Genomic DNA, 21079 nt, shown 5'->3' with positions numbered 1-21079 from the left:
TTATTTATATTTCCTATAAAATAAAAAAATAAACTGCATATGGCAGTTTATTTATAATTAGCTTTATTTACTCATTCATTATCACTTGTATCTTTTAATTGTATATCTATATTTATTTGTGAATTATTTTCTTTCTCTTCAGTCTCTTCTTTTGTAGGATCTTTTATTAATTCCTCTTTATTACTTTCCTCAGTTTCTTGTTTTAACTTTTCTTCTTTTATCTGATTATTGTAAATCATATCCGACTCCAACTTATTAATGTCTTTTTCAGAGGCTTTTTTTGCATTTTCTTTTCTTTCTAAAGCTTCTTTTTCAGCTCTTTCTTTTAGTTTTTCTAGTTCAGCTTTTTTGTTTATTGACTCTCTCTTTATTTTTTTAGAACCTGCATTTATATTTACAATTGAGTCCAGTTCTTTTATGGCTTTTTCATAATCATGATTTTTTTCGTAATTTTGTGCACTTTGCATCTTTCTTGCTTGCATATACATTGCTCTAGCTGACTCATTTTGTGAATCTTCATTTAAGACTTGAGATAATAAAGTTAAAGCTTCATCATATTTATGACTTTCAAGCTTTTCTTGTCCCTTTATTAAAGAATTATTTAAAGTTACTTTACTACATCCACCTGTCAAAGCAGTTATTAAAACTAATACTAATAATAATTTCTTTTTCATGAAAATCCTCCCTATTGTATAATATAGTTTATCATACACCCTAAGTTTGCACATTATAAAATTCTATATAATTATATTTGTACATTAGTAAGTATTTATACAACTTTATTTTTAATATAAAAAAGTTCTTTACTTTTTAAGTAAAGAACTTTTTTATATTAAAGCTCTAAAGACAGTAAATCTTCATAACTTTGTCTTTTACATATTAATTTATCATTTCCCTTATTTACAAATACAACTGGGTTTTTAGGTATTTTATTATAGTTTGATGCCATAGAATATCCATAAGCTCCTGTAGACGTTGTTATTAATACATCTTCACTTTGTATATCTAATATATTAGTATTTGATATTAAAATATCCCCACTTTCACAACATTTCCCAGCAATAGTTACTTTATGCTCAGATTTTTCATTATTCATTTTATTTACTATAGCACATTCATACCCTGCTTGGTATAAAGAAGGTCTTATATTATCTGTCATTCCACCATCTACACTTACATAAGTTCTTACATCTTTAATATTTTTAATTGATCCAATAGAATATAGCGTACTTCCTGCATTTGCAACTAAAGACCTACCTGGTTCCAATATAAGAGTAGGAATATTTATATTTAATTGTTTGCATTTTTCATTGCACTTATTTATAATTTTCTCGCAAAACTCTTTAATGCTTCTTGGTTTATCTTCCTTTGTATAGTAAACACCGATACCACCACCAAAGTCTACTTCTTTTATTTCTATATCATAGTCATCTTTTAATTTTTTTACTAAATTTAACATAACATCGACTTCTTCTTCATAAGGTTCCACCTCAAATATTTGAGAACCAATATGAGCATGAATCCCAATTAGTTTTACATTTTTATATCCTTTTAACCTTTCAACTGCCATATAAAAATCCCCATTTGTCAATGCAAAACCAAATTTTGAGTCTATTTGACCAGTTCTAATATATTTATGAGTATGTGCGTCAATTCCAGGAGTTACTCTAAAATATATATCTTGAATCATATTTTTTTCTTCACAAAACTTTTCTAATATATCTAATTCATAGAAATTATCTACCACAAATACACCTACACCTAGGTCAACACCCATTTTTATCTCATCTATTGTTTTGTTATTACCATGGAATAATATTTTCTTCATTGGAAAATTAGCTTTGTACGCTGTAAACAATTCTCCACCAGACACCACGTCTAAATATAACCCCTCTTCATCTATTAAAGTACACATATACTTAGGTAAAAAGGCTTTACCAGCGTATGCAATTTTATTATTATTTTCTTTAACCTTAAAATACTTATTATATTCTTTGCAATTATTTCTAATTAACTCCTCATCAAATACATAAAGAGGTGTATCATATTTTCTTGCCAAATCTAGTGTATTTACACCACCTATGTATAAACTATTATCTTTTATTCCCATTGTGCCATGTAATTTCATATTACCCTCCTATTTATAAATTAAATTCTTTAGCTATTTCTCTTATTGCCACTTCTTTACAAGAAGAATTTATTGCACATGTGATTCTTATTTCAGATGTTGTAATTAATTTTACAGCTATGCTGTTATCACTAAATATCTTAAATACTTTCGAAGCAACACCACTAGTATTTTTCATTCCAAGACCTACTAAAGAAAACTTTGTTATTTCTTCATCTATAATGATACTTCCCTTTGGTACAAAGCAACCTACGATTTCTTTACATTGCATTAAATCATCTTTTGGTATGGTAAATGACACATTTACTTTATCATTAAATGGAGCTGTCTGGCTTATCATATCAATACTAACTCCATCTACGGCTATTTTTTCAAATAATTTAGATACATCTTCCATATTTATATCTACCACTGTTATGGCTGCATCTTCATCACAAGTGGCAAGGCCAGTAATAACTTTATCCTCTAATTTCATTTCTTTACTCCCCCTTATATATGTTCCTTCAATATCACTGCAAGATAAACCTACATATAACTCCACATTATATTTTTGTGCTAACTCCACACTTCTCGAATGCATTACTTGAGCCCCTAAGCTTGCTAACTCCAACATTTCTTCATATTCGATTTCTTCTATTTTTTTAGCTTCACTATATTTTCTTGGATCTGTAAAATAAATACCATCTACATCAGTATATATTTCGCATATACCATCCAGTTTTACAGCTAAAGCCACAGCTGAAGTATCTGAGCCTCCCCTTCCTAAAGTAGTTATGTCTCCTTCATCATTTAAACCTTGAAATCCTGTTACTATAACAATCTTCCCACTGTCTAAACTTTCATTAATTTTACTAACATCAATATCATCTATTAATGATTTCCCATGAAGTCCACTAGTTTTAATATTTAATTGATAAGCATTATAACTTACCGCTTCACATCCTAAAGAGTTTAAACTCATTGATAATAAAGATGCAGATATCATTTCACCAGTAGACATTAACACATCCAGTTCCCTTTTATCTGGAACTTTAGTTATGTCTTTTGCTAAACTTATAAAATCGTCTGTTGTATCTCCCATAGCTGAGACTACTACAACAATTTTAGGATTTTTCTTTTTTCTTTCTATTAATTTACTTGCAATAAGCTTAATTTTTTCAGTACTAGATACAGAACTACCACCATACTTTTGAACAACTACTTTGCTCACTATTACCACCCCTTAAATTATGAAATTGCATAAAAAAAAATAAAACGCCCAAAGGTATACTTTGGACGTTAAAATTAGCCATAGTAAACCTTGTAGCTCAACACTTAGAAAAAATTCGCTTAGATCATGTGGCCAACAACCTTAAAAAAACAAGTTTGTTTATCCATTCCTTCTTGCGAATAAAAGTGACAGCCTTATACATGTTTTGCATAAGTCCAGATAGCTTATATGCCTATATGCTACCTTCGGCTGTAATTCCTTTCCTAACATATAATTGCTCGCCAGCTATATGTTAGTACTATTAAGTACAGCGCCTCTACCTTAGGTTCTTATATTTTTTTATTAATAATATATTAATAACATAACATACTTTAAGATGCAATAAAAATCATAAAACTATTTATATATTTTACAAATAATTAAACAATTTGTTCAAAGATGTATCTAAAAAGTATATATGCTCATTAATATTACATTTATTATGCTTTTGTTCTCTAGAAGATATAACAATAACTTTTGGTACCATAAAAAATGGTATGGTTGAGTTATCAATATCATTATAAATATTGCTATACTTTGAACATCTAAAGCTTTCATCTAGTTCAATGTCTATTAATACTTGCAGTCTTTTTCCACAGGGATTTATATATTCTATAAATATATCATAAGTTTCATCTCCTACTTTTGCATTTCTATAAAATCTAACAGTTTCATATCCTGAACTATTTAATCTAATTGCAATTTCAGAACCTAACAACATTTTTGTTAAACTTTTCCCCTTTTCAATATTACTTCCATTTAGATAATAAACTCCTGAATTATCTTTAAAATTTGTATAGTTAATATTACATGGAAACTTTCTCAAAGTATAATCATTACACATTTTTCTCAATGTCCTCTTTAGGGATTTTTTGCCATTTCTTTTTTTACTATTAAATACTTTTCCCACTTGATTTTCTGTGACGCATCTTACTCTACTTACCAAATACAAAATATCTTTTTCTAATCCCACCATAGTCAATCTCCTTGAAGCTGTTTTTACCAAGTTGTACTATATTATATTAAAATCACTTAATAAAATTTACAAATAAAAAAAGGAAGATTAAAATTTTCTTCCTTTTTTTATTAATATATTCTATTGTATATTACTTAGTTTTTTCTTTATTATCATTTTTTTCACTATTTTCTTCTTTATTTGCAGTTTTTTCTGTTTTTCCAATATTAATATTATCAAACTCTGCAATACTTATTATATTTGAATCTGCTTCATCGTAAGAAATACTTACTTTGTCTCCTACCATTGTTAAAGGTAATTCTGTAGATGTTTTTGATGTTCCTGTAAATATTAGTTCTTTATTATCTTTTAATGTAATATAATAAGTTGTGTTTCCACTTTTTACATCTTGATTTATTCTAGATACAGTTCCTTCTACTTTTTGTAAGCTTTCACTAGAGTCAAAATCTATATCGTTGCCTTTAGATTCTAATGCTTCTTTGTAATTTCTATAAGCATCCTCTTTTGTGTCTCCCATTCCTATTATGCTATAATCTTCAACAGATACAAACGCTACCATTTTTACAAGGTCTGCTTTATCTTTTAAACCTAACACATATGTTGGCTTTCCAAGAATATTATAAGTAACTGGGAAAGTTGCTTTATAATTTTTCTCTTGTACTTTTCCTTCCGCAGTTGTCATAGCTGCAGTTTCTGTTGCTCCTGTTTGCATATACAGTTTTGATTCCTTTGTTCTAGAATCAACTAACATAAATCCTACTGTAGATTCATCTCCTCCTGCTGAAGTAATTCCTGTATACCAATATGATTTTCCATCTTTTCCATATACTAATGAAGTTCCTTCTGACGGTAATAATACACCCTCTTCAGATATTACTGAGTTTAAAAATCCTTTGACATATAGTCCCCAGTTATTTATTTGATCAACTATAAAGCTTTCTGGTTGTATTCTATCTACCCACTTTGGTGTATCTTCAATTGAGTATATTTTAACATCTCCACTTTGAGCATCAACAATAGCTGTTCCAACAGCATTTGACCCTCCATACCCTATAGCATGTTCATATAAAGTTACAACCCAATAAGGCTTTCCATTGTCATCAATTTCAAAATTATAATCCGTCATACCATATTTCATACCACCATTTAGATAAACATGTCTATGTAAATCTTGTAAGAAATATGCTTCTTCTTGATAAACTATTTTAAGTTGCTTTCCATCAAGAGTTTCAACTAACTTTACGTCTTGTGGGTTACTTGCTGATACCATAATGTAACCATTAGTACCCTCTAAATTAGTTATCCATTTTATAATATCTCTATGAACCAGAGGTGCAATCCAATATAATTCACCATTCACACTTTGTATTGAGTACTCCCCAACTTTAGATATACTTCCTATTGCTGGTATTTCGCCAAGTTTTTTTTCTCCCAGTTTTATTGCCATATCTTTGTCAACAATTCTTATTTTGTCCACACTTACCGGACTTACATCTTCTGTAAAAACACTTTCCTCTACTTTCCCAAGCAACTCTTTATAAGAACTAGCTCTAAATATAGGAGATGTTACAAAGAATGGAATAATAATAATTACAACTAACAAAACCCCTGCTATTAAAAAGTTATTTTTTGCACTTTTAGATGTTCTCTCTCCTCTATCAAGCATCATGTCAAGAACACCAGCTAATACTAAGAATAGAATTAGCATTGTAAATCCTGATGTGAAATCAAACCTCAGTACTGGTAATTTTACAAATGCATAAATAGCCACTATTAATAGGGCTATCCCATAAGATTTAAATATTTTTTTCATATTTTCTCCTTTCCATTATACCTCTTATTACTATTATAACCTTTTTTTTACATGTTTAGATTAATAAATAATATATAATAGAAAATAAAAAATTACCATAGTAATATATGGTAATTTTTAACAAGTCATATGACTTAGCATATTTCTTCCACTTTTTATATTATAATTACATAATAATCCTTCGTATTCTAAATTAAGATTTGGGTTATTATAAAAATCCTCCGGCTTTACTAATGATGGTGACTTTTCAAATATGTCAATACCACTTTTATAAAGCATATCTGCCACAAAGTGCGAACATACATATCTATATTCTTTTTCTCTTGATTTATTAAACGATAAATATACTAAAGCTTTAACATCATAATTATATCTATTTCTATTGCTATTTACTTTCATTATATTTTGTACTAATTTTCCATAACTAGAATAATCAACATCTAATGAGTATACTCGGCATAATGCATTTTGCTTTATTTCATATAAGCCTTCATTTATGTGTTCTTCTACAAAACCTGCAAATATAGGTGTTTTAGGATTTAGTCTCCCAAATGAATACATGGGTGATAAATCTTCATTTAAAGATAAAGAAATATGAGCATAGGGACTTTTACTAACTTTTCTTATTAAATAAGATAGAAGAGTTCCTGTATAAGTTGTTACTATATAAATTTTTCTCATTTCTACACCCCCAATTTTCTTACCTTTTGATTTTATCATAATATTCAAATTCATTCAATTCATATTTAGATTTATTATTAATAATGGACAAGATATGTGTACTTTTATACATACTTTTTAAAAAAATTGGAAATATTATATAATTTTTTTTATATTATCTTAATAAAAATATTGATTTTGTTCAATAATGTTAAATATAATAGTTATTAACTAGTAAAATATATAAATATACTTTATTTTTTTTCCATATTGAATTAAAATTAATAATATGATTATGATAGAACTTATTACATATTAAAATTAATAAAATGAATAGAGAGGTAAAAAATATGTCAAACGAAACAATTTCAAATAATTTTATAAAAAACATAATAGTTGACGATTTAGAATCAGGAAAACACGATCATATAATAACTCGTTTCCCACCAGAACCAAATGGGTATTTACATATTGGACATGCTAAAAGTATTTGCTTAAACTTTGGATTAGCTAAGGAATTAAAGGGCACAGTTAATATGAGATTTGATGATACAAATCCATTAAAAGAAGATGATGAGTATGTTAATTCAATAAAAGAAGACGTAATGTGGTTAGGATTTAATTGGAATAATTTATACTTTGCATCTGATTATTTTGATGAAATGTATAAAAGAGCTGTCATTTTAATAAAAAAAGGTAAAGCATATGTGGACGATTTATCTGCTGATGAAATAAGAGAAACTCGTGGTACTTTAACACAGCCAGGGTTTGATAGTCCATATAGAAATAGATCTATAGAAGAAAACTTAGATTTATTTGAAAGAATGAAAAATGGTGAATTTGAAAATGGTCAAAAAGTTTTAAGAGCTAAGATAGATATGTCTTCTCCTAATATAAACTTTAGAGATCCTGTTATATACAGAATTTCTCATGCATCTCACCACAACACTGGAGATAAATGGTGCATATACCCTATGTACTCATTTGCTCACCCACTAGAGGATGCTATAGAAGGAATAACTCACTCTATATGTACTCTAGAGTTCGAAGATCAAAGACCTTTATATGACTGGGTTGTTAGAGAATGCGAAATGGAAAATGTTCCAAGACAAATTGAGTTTGCTAGACTTAACTTAACAAATACAGTAATGAGCAAAAGAAAATTAAAATTATTAGTTGATGAAGGAGTTGCTGATGGATGGGATGACCCTCGTCTTCCTACTATATCAGGTGTTAGAAGAAGAGGATATACTCCAGAATGTATACGTAACTTCTGTGCTGAAATAGGTGTATCAAAAGCTGATTCTAAAGTTGATAGTAGATTGTTTGACCACTTCTTAAGAGAAGACTTACAACCAAAGGCTCAACTTGCTATGGGAATATTAAATCCTTTAAAATTAGTTATAACAAACTATCCTGAAGATCAAAGTGAAATGATAGAACTTGAAAATATAGCTAAAAATGAAGAAGCTGGTACAAGAGAAGTTCCATTTAGTAGAGAAGTTTACATAGAGAGAGATGACTTTATGGAAGAACCTATACCAAAATACAGAAGATTCTTCCCAGGAAATGAAGTTAGATTAAAAGGTGCTTACTTCGTAAAATGCACAGACGTTATAAAAGACGAAAATGGTAATGTGGTAGAAATCCACGGAACTTATGACCCAGAAACTAAATCTGGTTCAGGATTTACTGGTCGTAAGGTTAAGGGTACAGTTCATTGGGTAGATGCTAAAACTGCTGTTCCTGCTGAATTTAGATTATTTGAGCCACTAATATTAGATGATGCTCCAGAAAATGAGGGTAAACACTTCTTAGACCAAATAAATCCTAATTCACTTACAATACTACAAGGTTTTGTAGAACCAACTGCAATAAAGGATGCTAAACTTTTAGATAAATTCCAATTTGTTAGAAATGGATTCTTCTCAGTAGATACTAAGTATACTACTCCAGAGAAACTTGTATTTAATAGAATAGTTCCTCTTAAAAGTTCTTTTAAACCAGGAAAATAATTAAATATAATAAAAAGACTATGATTATCATAGTCTTTTTTTACATTTTAGGAAATTATAGTTGAATTTACGCTGTTGATAAACTCTGGAATTAAGTTATATCAACTCATTTAGGAAATGTAAAAAAATGTATTTTTGAGCAACGTGTTGGCGACATGAAGTGTAGCGCCCACGCAGTGGCTTAAGCGAAGCGAATTTTTTATTAAATAATATATTAAATAGATTTTGAATATAAAAGAAAAGCACTATTTTGGGGATTATAGTCTCCAAATCAGTGCTTTTCCCAGGACAAAAGTTTTCACTTAGCCCTTACCTCAATTGTTTCATCAAACATAGTTTGCAAACTAGTCACTGTTTCAATCCCTGGGTTTTGAATCTTAACTATCTGCACGATAGTAGCTGAGGAATCTAGTATCTTCATTATATTTGATGGATATTTAAAAATATCAAATATACTTAAACTCCCAAGGAAATCACAAATATACATATTTATGATTAGATTAAGTTGGATTGACCTTCATCAATCTCTACATATATATTAACCTTTTTCTTAATAATTATGCATTCTATCTAAACAACTTTACTTAAATTTTAATATCCTAATAATTCAATTCCATCTTTAATACACTCAATTTCCAACGGAAAATCTGGGCCTTTTTCGCCATCGATATCAGTAATTAAGTTATCTTTGCAATCTATTTTTAATTTATTTGTTTTAAAATATAATATTTCGTCTTTGTTATATCCTTCAAGATGCTCACCTTTTAAGATACTTCTAAGCAATGGCAAAATGTTAGGAAACATAACATTCTTAACTATAATCACATCTAATAATCCATCATCTACCTTAGCTTTATATGCCAGATTAATATTTCCAGCAGTTTTTCCATTAAAAATTAACATTAAGTACATGTCTCCATCATACTCTACTTCCTTTGACTTCACTTCAATACTAAACTTTCTCATATACAAAGCTTCTTCAATACCTTTTAAGTAGTATGAAACTTTTCCAATGGAATTTTTAAAGTCTGGATTAATTTTTTGAGATACATCTGTAAACATTCCTGCACTTGCAACATTAATAAAATATTTATCATTAATTTTCCCAATATCAATTTTTTTAGGTCTTGTATTAACGATTCTTTCAATTGCTTCCTTTACGTCAAAAGGAAGATTTACGGCTTTTGCAAAATCATTGGCAGTACCACATGGTAAAATTCCTATAGGAATGTTTACATTTAAGGCTTTTATAGCATTTAAAATCAAATCTACTGTTCCATCTCCACCTGAAATTAATATGTGGTCATAATTAGATTCTATGTCAAAAAAAGCATCGTTTACTGATCTATTTTTGCAAAGTCTAAAAGGTACTACAACATAGCCGTAATGTTGATATACTTCTATTATCTTATCAAGTTCATGAGAAATTCTTCTTTCTCCTGAATTTGGGTTATAAATAAACTTAACTTTTTTCATATTTCCTCCAGTTAAAATCCTAATACATCATTTATAAATATGACATACATTCTATTTTTAGTTCTTTGTCTTTTTATAATTGTATATTCACAGCATATTCTGTCATCGCTTTTGCAGTCCATACAATATCCTACTTTTGCACAAGGAGTAGCTGTATTTAACCTTTTTGCATTTGCAGGGCCACTTATATTTTTATTACGATTTAGAGCTTCATCTATGTTTTTTACTATTTTATTTACCCCAACTACAAGTACAACTTTATCTGGACCATATAACATAGCAGCCACTCTATTACCATTTCCATCTACATTGAAAATTTCGCCATCTTCAGTAATAGCATTTGTAGATGAAAAATATGTATCTGCATAAAAAGATTTTCTGTATATTTCTTTCATATCAGCAGGTGTAAGGTTTTCTTCATATCGATCTAAAAAATTATATCTTCCACTTCTAAGTAAATCTATTACTTTGGTTTCAAAAAGAGTCATAGAGCCCCCAACAGACACCATTTCACCTTCTTTAGCTATATCTTTAATAATATTTATAACTTCTTCATTATTTTTAGCATAATAACCTTTAATATTATTCTTTTGTAAATTGTTTATAGTTTTTTCTATTTTTTTTTCATTCACCCATTGTACACACTCATTCATATTAAATAATCTCCCTATTCTTATTTTCATTATTATTTTAGCACAAATCATTATACTAATATAAGCCAATTTAAAAATACTTTATTGAAGACAACAAAGTATTTATTTAATAACTTATATATTACTTATATTTATTTTGCTTAAATATAAATCCTTTTTTTTGTGGAAATGAGTACCTTTTGCTATTTTCATTTTCATAGTCATCATTAACTGGCACATAGTCATCAAACATCATAATATCATCATTATTCCAATCATAATTATTAAAATTGTGTTCATAATCATTAGTCAAATAAGAGTGGTTTTTTTGATTAAAATTATTCATTTTATTATTCATCTCATCACCTCAAATTTATTATATTGTAATTATTTTCCCCAATATCCAGGTAAATTATTTAATAACAATTAATATATTCTTATTCATACTTAAATAAGCATTTATCCTTAAATAAATGCTTATAATAAATGACTACTTTACAATACTTTCCACGTATTTTGAATTTGCTGTAATAAAGTATCCTGATTTTAGTTTATACATATAACTATTTTCTACTTTTAACTTTTTTACTACAGTAAATATTTCACCTTTTTTCACAGTTCCACTAATTGCATCTTCTTCCCAAGATGCTGAATTTCTTATGTTTAATTCTTTTGCCTTAACTTTTATATACTTTACAGATGTATATTGCTCATTATTTTTTTCATTCTCTTTTTTATCTTCTTTTTCTTCATTACTTGGGTCAATATATTTTACTCCAAAAGTTTTACATATTCCTTTACAAGTTCCTTCTGCATCTGCCTTTTGAAATGTAGGATCTAACATTTTCACAGCTTCAGTAACATTATCCATAAATCCTGATTCAGTAAGAATTGCAGGCATTTTTGTGTTTCTTAATACATACAAACTAAATCCAGAAATATTTGTGTCTTTTCCAACTCCAAAATTTTTACAATTATGATCTTTATGAAGCTTCCAAATCTCTTCATGCACATTTTCAGCCAATTCTTTTGACTTAATTGAACAATTGTAGTGTATTATTGTTACTGGACCTTTCACCTTACTTTGCCATTTCTCCCCTACTGCGTTATAATGTTTGCTAACATAAGCATCTGCGCCAGCTGAGTTAGCTCTATTAACTCTAGTTTTCAAAGGCACATCACTATCTCCTGATGAAACTAATAATACATCAAAACCACATCTTTTCAAAGCTTTTTCTAAATATTTAACAACAGCTCTATTAAACTCATTTTCTTTAATAAATTCGCCTTTTTTTCTTATTAACTTTCCATCTATATACAAATCATTTTTTAGTGGTGGAGTTCGCTTTCCTGGTGTTTCCATTCCATGACCATCATCTAGGGCAATTAGATATTTTTTCCCCATATTAACACCTCCTATATTAATATATTGTGCTTTATATTTTTTGACACAATATAGCATATAATTTAACTTTAATCTAGTTAAAATTAATAGGTAGTAAATAATAAAAAAATTCCTTACTATATGTTAGCAAGGAATTTAAAATTTATTTATTTTTGTGTATAATATATATTTTCATCTGGCACTTTTCCACCTAACACCTTAGGATTAAAAGATAATAAACTTTTGTAATAATTAATATAGTCATCTTTACAATCATCTATAGCTATAAATTTTAAATTAGTTCTATCTATAGCTTTTACTAATAAAGGTGCTTTTACATTAACACCAAATTTTACAGCAAACTCTCCTGCTTCTTTAGGATTGTCATTTGTATACTTTATATTTTCATCTAATGTTTTTATAAAATTTGATACAAACTCAGGATTTTCTTTTGCAAAAGATGATTTAACAATTAAAGTTGATTGTGGATATCCATTTTCATTTTTAAATACATCTTTCCAAGTATCATTTACACCACATATAACCTTTAAATCTGGATTTTTTGTAAGCAATCCACTAAGTGCTGGTTCTGGCACTATAGCTGTTGATAATTTATTTGTTGCTAATAATGATACTAAATCACTAGCTTCGTTAGAATAATTAAATTTAATAGCTGATGAATCAACTTTTTGTTCTTTTAACAATGCTTGCACTGTTATATCTGGAGTCAATCCTTTACCTATGTTTCCTACTTCTTTCCCTTCTAATGATGAGTTTAATCCATTTACATCTTTATCACTACTTACTAGATAAAAAGATCCCATACCTACTGTTCCAGCAATTTGATAATTTGATGTTTTGTTGTAAGCAATTGAAGCCATATTCGATGGTACTATGGCAATATCTAGAGCTTCCTTCATTACATCAGTTGATAAAGCATCAGAAGTTGCTTCAAGAGTATATTTGGCTTTGTAGCCTTCTTTTACTTCAGGATTTTCTTGTGACAATTTTGCAATTGCTATAGCTGGTAATCCATCTGGTGCTCCAACATTTACTGTAACAGGTTCTTTGACCTCTTGTTCAGTATTCTTAGAAGCACAACCTACAGCAAGACTTAAAGTAATTAATGATGACATAAGTACTGCAAAAACTTTTTTCATAAATTTACCCCCAATAATATTTATTCAGCTGATAAATATTGACATTTTAGATGCCTTTTCATAAGAAAATACTTAAGAAATCAGAGATATTTAACACTAATCCCTTTCCCTTTAGACCATGTCTTTAGAGTCAGCTTATATGTAAATGTTAGCATATCTGTATAAGATTATCAATTTCTATCTTATACATAAAAATAAAGACAATTACTTATATATATAAATAATTGTCTTTACCTTAATTAAAATTCTATGCTTAGTAGTGGTGCATGTTGTTGAGCACCATAAACATCAGTTTCACCTAGGTCACCTGATGCAATAGGTCTTTTTATTGTTATTTTTATTGCATTAGCAGGCTTAAATTCTATAATATTAATAATATCTTCTTTGTTTATTTTGTATAATTCACAAATTAACTTCTCATTGATTATTTTACTACTACATACATTTTCATAGTCCTGTAAAGTTTTAAACATTATATCCATAGTTAATTCATAGGGTCCAGAATTTTTGCTACGAATAATATTTGTAATATCAACTAACTTTGTCATTAATCATCATCTCCATTTTTATAATTCTTCATAGTCTATAGTAAATAAATCACATCCATTATCAACTTCCATCAAATGATAAACACTGAAATTATATACTTTTCCTGCATGAAAATCACTTGGAGAGTATGGAAAAGCTAAATTTCCGGCTGTGGCTTTTCTGTTTTCGTATCCAAAATGAAGCATAGATGAACGAGCAAATGCACATATTGTATCTGCTTTTTTTTGATCCTTAGCTACTGCTTCAATTACCACTCCTATTTCATGAGAATTTTTTGTAGAAGGATTAGGTTCAATATTTCCCATTACACCATTTTTACCATATATAGAAATATTAAGATAATACTCCCACTGCTTTGATTTAAAATTATCTTCAACTCTTTCTTTAACACCCTCAATTATTTCATCAATTTTTTCAATCATAATAGGGTCTCTCGCTCCTGCAATAGATACAGTTCTGTAGCCTATTAATTTAGCCCCTTCTAATTTCACCGTATATTTGGGTGACTCAATAAATTTGCTACCTGATACTTTAACTATATTTTCACTATCTTGAATAAACTTACACTCTGTCAGATCTAAATGACCTCCAGGACCAGGTAAAATATACGGATTTGTTTTTTCATATAACGTATGAGCTGCCACAGAAACTGTAGTGCATTTCCTTATAGGATTCAGTGGCTCTAGTCTAAAATAGTCTTCTCCTAAATATCCAAACATACAATCTGAACCGCTTCCTGGTGTGGCACATATGGCAGCACATTCTAAAATTTTGCCAAGATGAAGGGCAAGACCTTTATCATAACCTGCTTTAATAGCTGGAGCAGCAAAAACAGATGGGTCATAAGTTCGTCCAGCTAAAATTATATCAGCACCTTCATTTAATGCATCTATAAAAGGTTCAACTCCCATTTGGCCTACTATTCTTGTAGTTTGTTCTATATCTACTTCACTTAGTTGAGGTACTGGGCCAAGTGGTGAAACTTTGTTATTTTTTAATGCTTCTTTCACCTTATCTTTGGAAATTTCTGAATGTATTAGAGCCAGTTTAAATTTATAGTTGTTTTCTTTTGCTATTTCATATATTATTTCTTTGCACCAATTTAAATGAACTTCTCCTCCACTACCTCCTGCTGTTCCAATAATAACAGGAATTTCATTACTTAATCCACTTTTAATCATTATCTCCAAATCTCTTTTTACAGCATCTCTATCAGTAAATGATTCTCCTGCTCCAAGATAATAAGGACCTGGATCTGTTGATCCTGCATCTACTGCAATAACATGAGGCTTTCTTTTCATACCTTCTATAAATGATTCTTCTGGAAAACCATATCCAAGTATTGCTGTGGAAGATAGTATTTTAAATTCTTCTTTCATCTTATTATCCATCCCCTTAATTATTTAGTACTTTATTTAAAGTTAAAATTCTTTGCATTTCGTTATAAACAATCATGTAGCCTTCGTCAACACCCATGCCTGGTTTTGCTAAAATTTGATCAGGTCCACTTGCCATGGCAATATGAGCACAAATTTTAGCCGAGTTATCTGTTTCGTTACATGTTCCACCTTGATAAGCTCCTATATTTTTTTGCTTGCAATATAAAACAGCTTCAACTATATTATTTATTCCTCCTAAGTCTGGAGTTTTAATCTGAATAATATGACCTGCTTTATTATCAGCAAAATATTTAATATCTTCCAGTGTATTGCACCATTCATCCGCTACAATCTCCACATTAATATTTCTTTCATCTATTAATTTTCTAATTTCTCTTAATGCCAACATTTGCTTTTCTCTCTCTTCTACATCTACAGGACCTTCTATACGAAGTTTAAATGGTTTGGCTATATGACATAATTTTTCCATATAACTTACTATTTGTTCGTAATTATCATTTCCAAATGCAACACCTAAAGTTCCGTATACGTCTATATGAATAACAGGATTATAAGAATTATCATCTCTTAAATTAATTATCCTATCTCTAAGCCAAGCAACATATTCTTCTAATTTTTCTCCATTATAACCTAATTTTTCACTTACATTATTAATTAAAGCATGTGGAAGAACCTGTGCTCCTTTTATAATCATTTTGTCAGCATTTTCATAGCGACTATCCCCACTTTGTGTGAATATTGGAACGATTTCATCTAGAACTTTAGTATTATATTCTTTTGCAATAACTTGACACATTAACATATTATTCGCTTTTGCCACAGCATCAAGTAGTGCTTGTGTTACTCCATATCTAATAGCTGTATGAAGCTTTTTATTATCAACCCTTATATTTTCTATTAAATCACAAAGCTCTTTAAAGCTTGTTATTTCTCTTCCTATTAATATTGGTACTACTTCTTTTTCTATAATTGGTATAAAATCCTTAGCTAAAAAGAGAGGGTCACGTCCTCCTGCACCACTATATTGTACTGCTGCACAATCACCAAGGGCAATTTGATTGTCTTCCAAAATTATCATTACAGATATGGATTCTCCACTTTGTCTTACTCTAGTAAATCCTTTAGTGACCGGCTTTCCAATATAAGTTGAGCCGTCACTTATTGCTCCATTTTTTATTGCACGTTGATCATCAAAGTAAAAACCCGTACGACCTGCTGAGCAAACTACATTTTTTATTTTCATTGAAATATCCCCCTTGTTTTACTTTTGTAAAATTATTTATTTCTAGGACGACCAATAAGTGTTCCTTTACTTATGGCATAAACATCATCGATTACCATTTGGAAAGATTTTTCTCTATTTTCAAATTTAGCACGTTCTTCTATTTTCTTATTATTGAATTCTAGTATTTCAGGTGTAAACGGTAACTTTCCAGCATTAAGAATTCTTATAGCTCCATGATTGTCTCTTGCTGGTAACAATTTGCCTAAAGTATGAATGGACGGTGCAAAAGGAATATCTAAAATACCACTTTTAAAAGCTCTAATCACACCCACAGCAATGTCATTTTCACCTATTTCAAAACATTTATCTATTATGCAACGTGTTTCTCTTTTTATAATTTCTTTTTCTATATCAACCTCATTTGTTTTAAATTCTTGATCTTTTAACATTGCTAAAATTTGTTTTGTACAAAGTAATCCTTGTGCATTTGCTTCCATTGTTGGTACACCTAGGGCTTCGTGTGGTGTTTTTACAATAACTTTAGTTGCTTTAGAAAGAGATGCTAGGGTACTTCCTAAAGAAATCACACTAAATGCTTTTGCTTCATCTTGAGGAAAGCTTCCCATCCATTGATGAAGTACTGTTGTTACAATAACATCATCATGTCCTGATTTTATTAGGTATTCATTAGTAAGTTCTTCTAATGCCCTAATTGCTGCAATATCTTGAATAAAGTTTCCACATTGTCCATATCCTACAGAAATATTTTTTACGCCTTGCTCTGCAGCTAATAAACTTTCTATAATTGCCACTGAGTGAGATATACATGGAGGTACTAAAGTTCCAGTTAAAGGTCCGTAAGGTTCACGATTTATTGATATACCCTCTTCTTCGTATAAACCTGTCAGCCTATCAACATATTGCCAATCTCTAATAGTTTTTTCTAAAGATACGTTTTTTGCATAAGGTATATTATAAGAAATACCTCCACCTTCATAGCTAGTAAATCCTCCAGCATAAGTTATTTCACTTAGAAGTCTAGCATCTGGTGTTCCATGTCTTACTTGTACTGGTGTATCTAGAGCATTTATAATTCTACGACAACTTTCTACTCCATGATTAACAGCTGGAAATCCATTTAACATAGATTTATTATTTTTAATTGACTCAACAATTCCTTTTTGTGCATCTTCATAACAATTTTGTCTTGTATAGCTATCTATAGTCGTAGGTAGTAAGTCTGCTTGACCTACATTTTGCAAATAAGTTAATAGCTTGATTTGATCATCTACTAAAGCCACACCGGCTCTTGGTTGTATTAATGTTATTCCTTCTTCTTTTGCTTTTACAAGTTTAACCGAGAAAATCTTATTTTGAGGAAGAGATTTGTGAAATTCAAACGATTCTTCTAAGTTAACTTCTTTTCCTGTTGGCCATAAGGAAAGAACTTCTTCTCTAGTATGATTAAATTCCTCCTTAGAAATCTTTTTATTTCTAATTTCCACCATATTTTAACTCCTTTTTCATAATTCGAATTGCAATCTTTGGATATGATTTTGATAGTAGACCCATTGCTTGTAAGATATATTTTTTATCTACTAAAATTTCAGCTTCTTTAGGTTTCATAGATTCCTGACTTTTTTCGTTATAACATACATATTCTAAAATATTTTCTAAACAAGGTAAGTTAATCAAAGCACCTCCAGTTAAAATAATTTTTTTTACATGAGTTAAATCTTTACCTTTTTGTAAATATGCTATTCCATTTGATGTGTATATTTTTTCTTTTTTACCACAATGTCTAGTTATTGCTATTTCAACTGCTTTTGCTGCAAGTGCAAAATCTAGATCTTGGACACTTTTTTCACTTGGCAATGTTTGTGGATTAAGTTTAACATACTCAATTATCTCTCTTACTCTTTCTTCACTTAGATTAGATATTTTGGCAATTTCTTCAATTCCCACTTCATCAATAATTCCTTGAGCGCTATATCTCATTCCAATATCGCCTTCTACTGTTCTTTTTATAAAGGGTTCTTCAATTCCTTTATAAATAACATTTGACTCCTTTGGGCTTCCATCTGAAGCAGAATATACATCAGTAGTTGCCCCACCTAAATCAATAGCAATGAGTTCTCCTATCCCTTTTTCATCTTCGTAACCACTTGATAAGAGTTCAATACCACTCATTACAGCTGATGGCGTTGGCATTATTATTTCTGATATTAATTCACTTGCTTTAGTAATACCTTTTGCATTTATAATTTTTTGTAAAAATATTTCTCTTATTTTATTTTGTGCCGGTACTATATTTAATTCACCAAATACAGGCATTACATTTTCCACAATATATGCTTCTTTATTATTCAATATACTTTTGCACTTATGACTTACTTCTTTATTACCTGCTATTATTATGGGGAAATCTATCTTACACTTTGATAACATTTTTGCATTGTGCAGTATGCATCTTTTATCTCCTCCATTAGTGCCCCCTGCAAGTAAAAATATTTCTGGTTTATTTTTTTCTATTTCTGCTATATCTTCTTCATTCATTTCAAAAGAGTATACCTTTATAACCTTTGCTCCAGCACCTAAACAAGCTTCTTTTGCTGCAGTAGCCGTAACACCAGGAACTAAACCACTAGCTATCATTTTTAATCCTCCTGCTGCTGAAGAACAGGCCAAGTACTGGCTATATTCTAACTTTCCTGTTCGTTTTTCTAAAGATTCTATGGCTTTATTAAGTCCTTCATTTATGTCTGTTATTATAGTTGTAAAACTAGACTCAGTTCCAATAATAACTTCTTTTTCCACATCAACAGCAGTTATCTTTGTATAGGTACTACCAAAATCAATTAGTAGAACTACTTGCATTTTCTTCACCAAGTTTCAAATCTTGCTTTAAACAATCTATTGTAATATCCGGGTCTGTTCCTGGTGGGAATACTCTATCAAAGCCCATTTGTTTAAATCTTTTTTCAACTTCCTCAAAAGGTTGTTTACCTACTACTATATTTCCCCCCACATATAATAGTATATTTCTTAGCCCCCATTCTTCACATCTTTCTCTTAAACCTCTGCAATCGATTTCCCCATGACCATATAAAGAAGAAACTAAAATTGCATCTGCATTAGATTCTATAGCTGCTTCTACATATTCTTCTTGAGAGACCATTACTCCAAGATTAATCACATTAAATCCTGCTTCCACAAAGCAATGATATAGAATTTTGTTACCTATTGCATGCACATCAGCTCCTATAACACCAATAACTAATGTTTTCTTCTCCATATCAACTCTCCTTTAAATTTTATTTAAATCCTTATAGCTATGATCCATACTATCACCTACAAGTCCTACTAACATATATACTTTTTTGGTGGAATCATAATAAAACTCTGGCAATAATTTGAAGTTCTCAATTTTAGCTGTGCTCTCAACATGTATTCTTGGACCACTACAAGGATGTATATATTCCCCTATTTTTACATGCTTTTCATCATAGTATTGAATTGGTATATCTTTTTCTATTATTTTATTAACTTCTTCCTCTAAGATTTTAATATCAAAATTTGGTTTAGAATGAAATAATATTAAAAATCCATTTAAAACATCTCCATGCTCACAATTAAATCCAATTTCTTCAGGTAAAAAATGTTCTACTAGATCTTCTGCTGAATGAGCCATTTTTCTTATACTTATAGAGTGAAACACTCTTTTTGCAATATCTCCTGGCTCTGGCCCAAAAATAGTTGGTCTTGTAACAATAATCTCTCCACCAACGCCAATTAATAAATCTGCATTTTTATTCATTAAAGGATAAATAAGCTCAAAATGTTCTACTATAACTCTTTTCCCATATTCAACAGCTTTATTTATTGCATTTACTAGTTCATACATTTGATAAAATGCTGATTCAAATCTTATGTCAATATGATAAGTATGAGGAGAAAAAAAACCTTCATCATCCACATCCATAATCGGCAATGGTCTTACATTCAGCCCATCATCATCATTAGTTAGTTCAAGACCTGGAAACATACCTCTAATTAGCATGCTTTTTCCCGATCCTGGCTCTCCTATTACTCCAATTAATTTATCTGTAGGAGTTAAATATTGTTGTGCTATTTTAATTCCAATTTCGTACATTCTAACTCTACCTCTAGGAGCAAAAAAAACACTATAAAAATGATTTCTAACTACATAGTCAACTGGCATCTCAACCCACCCTTCATATTTGTTCTTAGTCTAAAAATAACTTCCCCTATAATTTTATGTTTGTAATTATATTTCCTTACACCTAAATTATAGGTTCATTAAAATTCATTAGTCAATAATTTTCTTTCATTTTTTTTTATATTTGCAAGTTTTGTTTCATTGTATGTGAATTATACCAATGTGTTTATTA

19 protein-coding genes and 1 riboswitch are annotated in these 21079 nt (G+C 29.5%); of the genes, 1 reads left to right on the top strand and 18 read right to left on the bottom strand.

Annotation, left to right across the window (positions count from 1 at the left end; translation table 11 throughout):
* Window positions 1-71: 71 nt before the first annotated feature.
* The 6 genes from JW646_RS18060 to JW646_RS18035 form a co-directional block, all read right to left on the bottom strand.
* Window positions 72-674 carry a tetratricopeptide repeat protein gene (locus JW646_RS18060; RefSeq protein WP_228415887.1) on the bottom strand — a complete coding sequence of 201 codons (603 nt, stop codon included), beginning with the start codon at window positions 672-674 and terminating at the stop codon, window positions 72-74.
* Window positions 675-832: 158 nt separating this feature from the next.
* Complete coding sequence (gene lysA / locus JW646_RS18055; RefSeq protein ID WP_074916498.1) at window positions 833-2128, bottom strand: diaminopimelate decarboxylase; 1296 nt, start codon at window positions 2126-2128, stop codon at window positions 833-835.
* Between the two features lie 13 nt (window positions 2129-2141).
* Window positions 2142-3338 carry an aspartate kinase gene (locus JW646_RS18050; protein WP_228415886.1) on the bottom strand — a complete coding sequence of 399 codons (1197 nt, stop codon included), beginning with the start codon at window positions 3336-3338 and terminating at the stop codon, window positions 2142-2144.
* 85 nt (window positions 3339-3423) lie between these two features.
* A riboswitch (Lysine riboswitch) is annotated at window positions 3424-3665 on the bottom strand.
* Between the two features lie 82 nt (window positions 3666-3747).
* Window positions 3748-4353, bottom strand: coding sequence for a hypothetical protein (locus JW646_RS18045; protein ID WP_074916494.1), 606 nt, complete (start codon window positions 4351-4353; stop codon window positions 3748-3750).
* Between the two features lie 130 nt (window positions 4354-4483).
* Window positions 4484-6166 (bottom strand): hypothetical protein, encoded by a 1683-nt coding sequence (locus tag JW646_RS18040; protein ID WP_228415885.1) that lies wholly within the window; start codon window positions 6164-6166, stop codon window positions 4484-4486.
* 117 nt (window positions 6167-6283) lie between these two features.
* Window positions 6284-6847, bottom strand: coding sequence for a hypothetical protein (locus JW646_RS18035; protein WP_074916490.1), 564 nt, complete (start codon window positions 6845-6847; stop codon window positions 6284-6286).
* Between the two features lie 329 nt (window positions 6848-7176).
* Between JW646_RS18035 and JW646_RS18030 the strand changes: the two genes are divergently transcribed.
* On the top strand, window positions 7177-8841 hold the full coding sequence (locus JW646_RS18030; RefSeq protein ID WP_228415884.1) for a glutamine--tRNA ligase/YqeY domain fusion protein: 1665 nt from the start codon (window positions 7177-7179) through the stop codon (window positions 8839-8841).
* A 591-nt stretch (window positions 8842-9432) separates the two neighbouring features.
* On the opposite strand, the gene JW646_RS18025 is transcribed toward JW646_RS18030, so the two are convergent.
* From JW646_RS18025 to JW646_RS17970, 12 genes are all read right to left on the bottom strand, one after another.
* Complete coding sequence (locus tag JW646_RS18025) at window positions 9433-10317, bottom strand: YegS/Rv2252/BmrU family lipid kinase (RefSeq protein ID WP_074916486.1); 885 nt, start codon at window positions 10315-10317, stop codon at window positions 9433-9435.
* Window positions 10318-10328: 11 nt separating this feature from the next.
* Window positions 10329-10970, bottom strand: coding sequence for a lactate utilization protein (locus tag JW646_RS18020; RefSeq protein WP_228415883.1), 642 nt, complete (start codon window positions 10968-10970; stop codon window positions 10329-10331).
* 121 nt (window positions 10971-11091) lie between these two features.
* A complete protein-coding gene (locus JW646_RS18015) occupies window positions 11092-11307 on the bottom strand; it encodes a hypothetical protein (RefSeq protein WP_074916482.1) in 216 nt (71 codons plus the stop codon).
* A 132-nt stretch (window positions 11308-11439) separates the two neighbouring features.
* On the bottom strand, window positions 11440-12354 hold the full coding sequence (locus JW646_RS18010) for an N-acetylmuramoyl-L-alanine amidase (RefSeq protein WP_074916480.1): 915 nt from the start codon (window positions 12352-12354) through the stop codon (window positions 11440-11442).
* A gap of 146 nt (window positions 12355-12500) precedes the next feature.
* On the bottom strand, window positions 12501-13493 hold the full coding sequence (locus JW646_RS18005; RefSeq protein WP_148556717.1) for an ABC transporter substrate-binding protein: 993 nt from the start codon (window positions 13491-13493) through the stop codon (window positions 12501-12503).
* A gap of 239 nt (window positions 13494-13732) precedes the next feature.
* Window positions 13733-14041, bottom strand: coding sequence for a DUF4387 domain-containing protein (locus tag JW646_RS18000; RefSeq protein WP_074916477.1), 309 nt, complete (start codon window positions 14039-14041; stop codon window positions 13733-13735).
* A gap of 18 nt (window positions 14042-14059) precedes the next feature.
* A complete protein-coding gene (locus JW646_RS17995; RefSeq protein ID WP_074916476.1) occupies window positions 14060-15421 on the bottom strand; it encodes an acyclic terpene utilization AtuA family protein in 1362 nt (453 codons plus the stop codon).
* A gap of 16 nt (window positions 15422-15437) precedes the next feature.
* Entirely contained in the window at window positions 15438-16685 is a 1248-nt protein-coding gene (locus JW646_RS17990; RefSeq protein ID WP_228415882.1) for a methylaspartate ammonia-lyase, read from the bottom strand.
* A 32-nt stretch (window positions 16686-16717) separates the two neighbouring features.
* A complete protein-coding gene (locus JW646_RS17985) occupies window positions 16718-18175 on the bottom strand; it encodes a methylaspartate mutase subunit E (protein WP_330676881.1) in 1458 nt (485 codons plus the stop codon).
* On the bottom strand, window positions 18162-19544 hold the full coding sequence (gene glmL / locus JW646_RS17980) for a methylaspartate mutase accessory protein GlmL (RefSeq protein ID WP_228415881.1): 1383 nt from the start codon (window positions 19542-19544) through the stop codon (window positions 18162-18164). The genes JW646_RS17985 and glmL overlap by 14 nt, the downstream gene beginning before the upstream one ends.
* Window positions 19522-19962: a methylaspartate mutase subunit S gene (glmS, locus tag JW646_RS17975; RefSeq protein WP_074916473.1), complete on the bottom strand. Its 441-nt coding sequence runs from the start codon at window positions 19960-19962 to the stop codon at window positions 19522-19524. Before glmS ends, glmL begins: the two co-directional genes overlap by 23 nt.
* Window positions 19963-19974: 12 nt before the next feature.
* Window positions 19975-20889: a lantibiotic ABC transporter gene (locus JW646_RS17970; protein ID WP_074916472.1), complete on the bottom strand. Its 915-nt coding sequence runs from the start codon at window positions 20887-20889 to the stop codon at window positions 19975-19977.
* Between the last annotated feature and the right edge of the window lie 190 nt (window positions 20890-21079).

The organism is Terrisporobacter hibernicus, assembly GCF_020809405.1.
Taxonomy (GTDB): domain Bacteria; phylum Bacillota; class Clostridia; order Peptostreptococcales; family Peptostreptococcaceae; genus Terrisporobacter; species Terrisporobacter petrolearius.
This window is presented reverse-complemented; position numbering and strand designations above follow the sequence as displayed.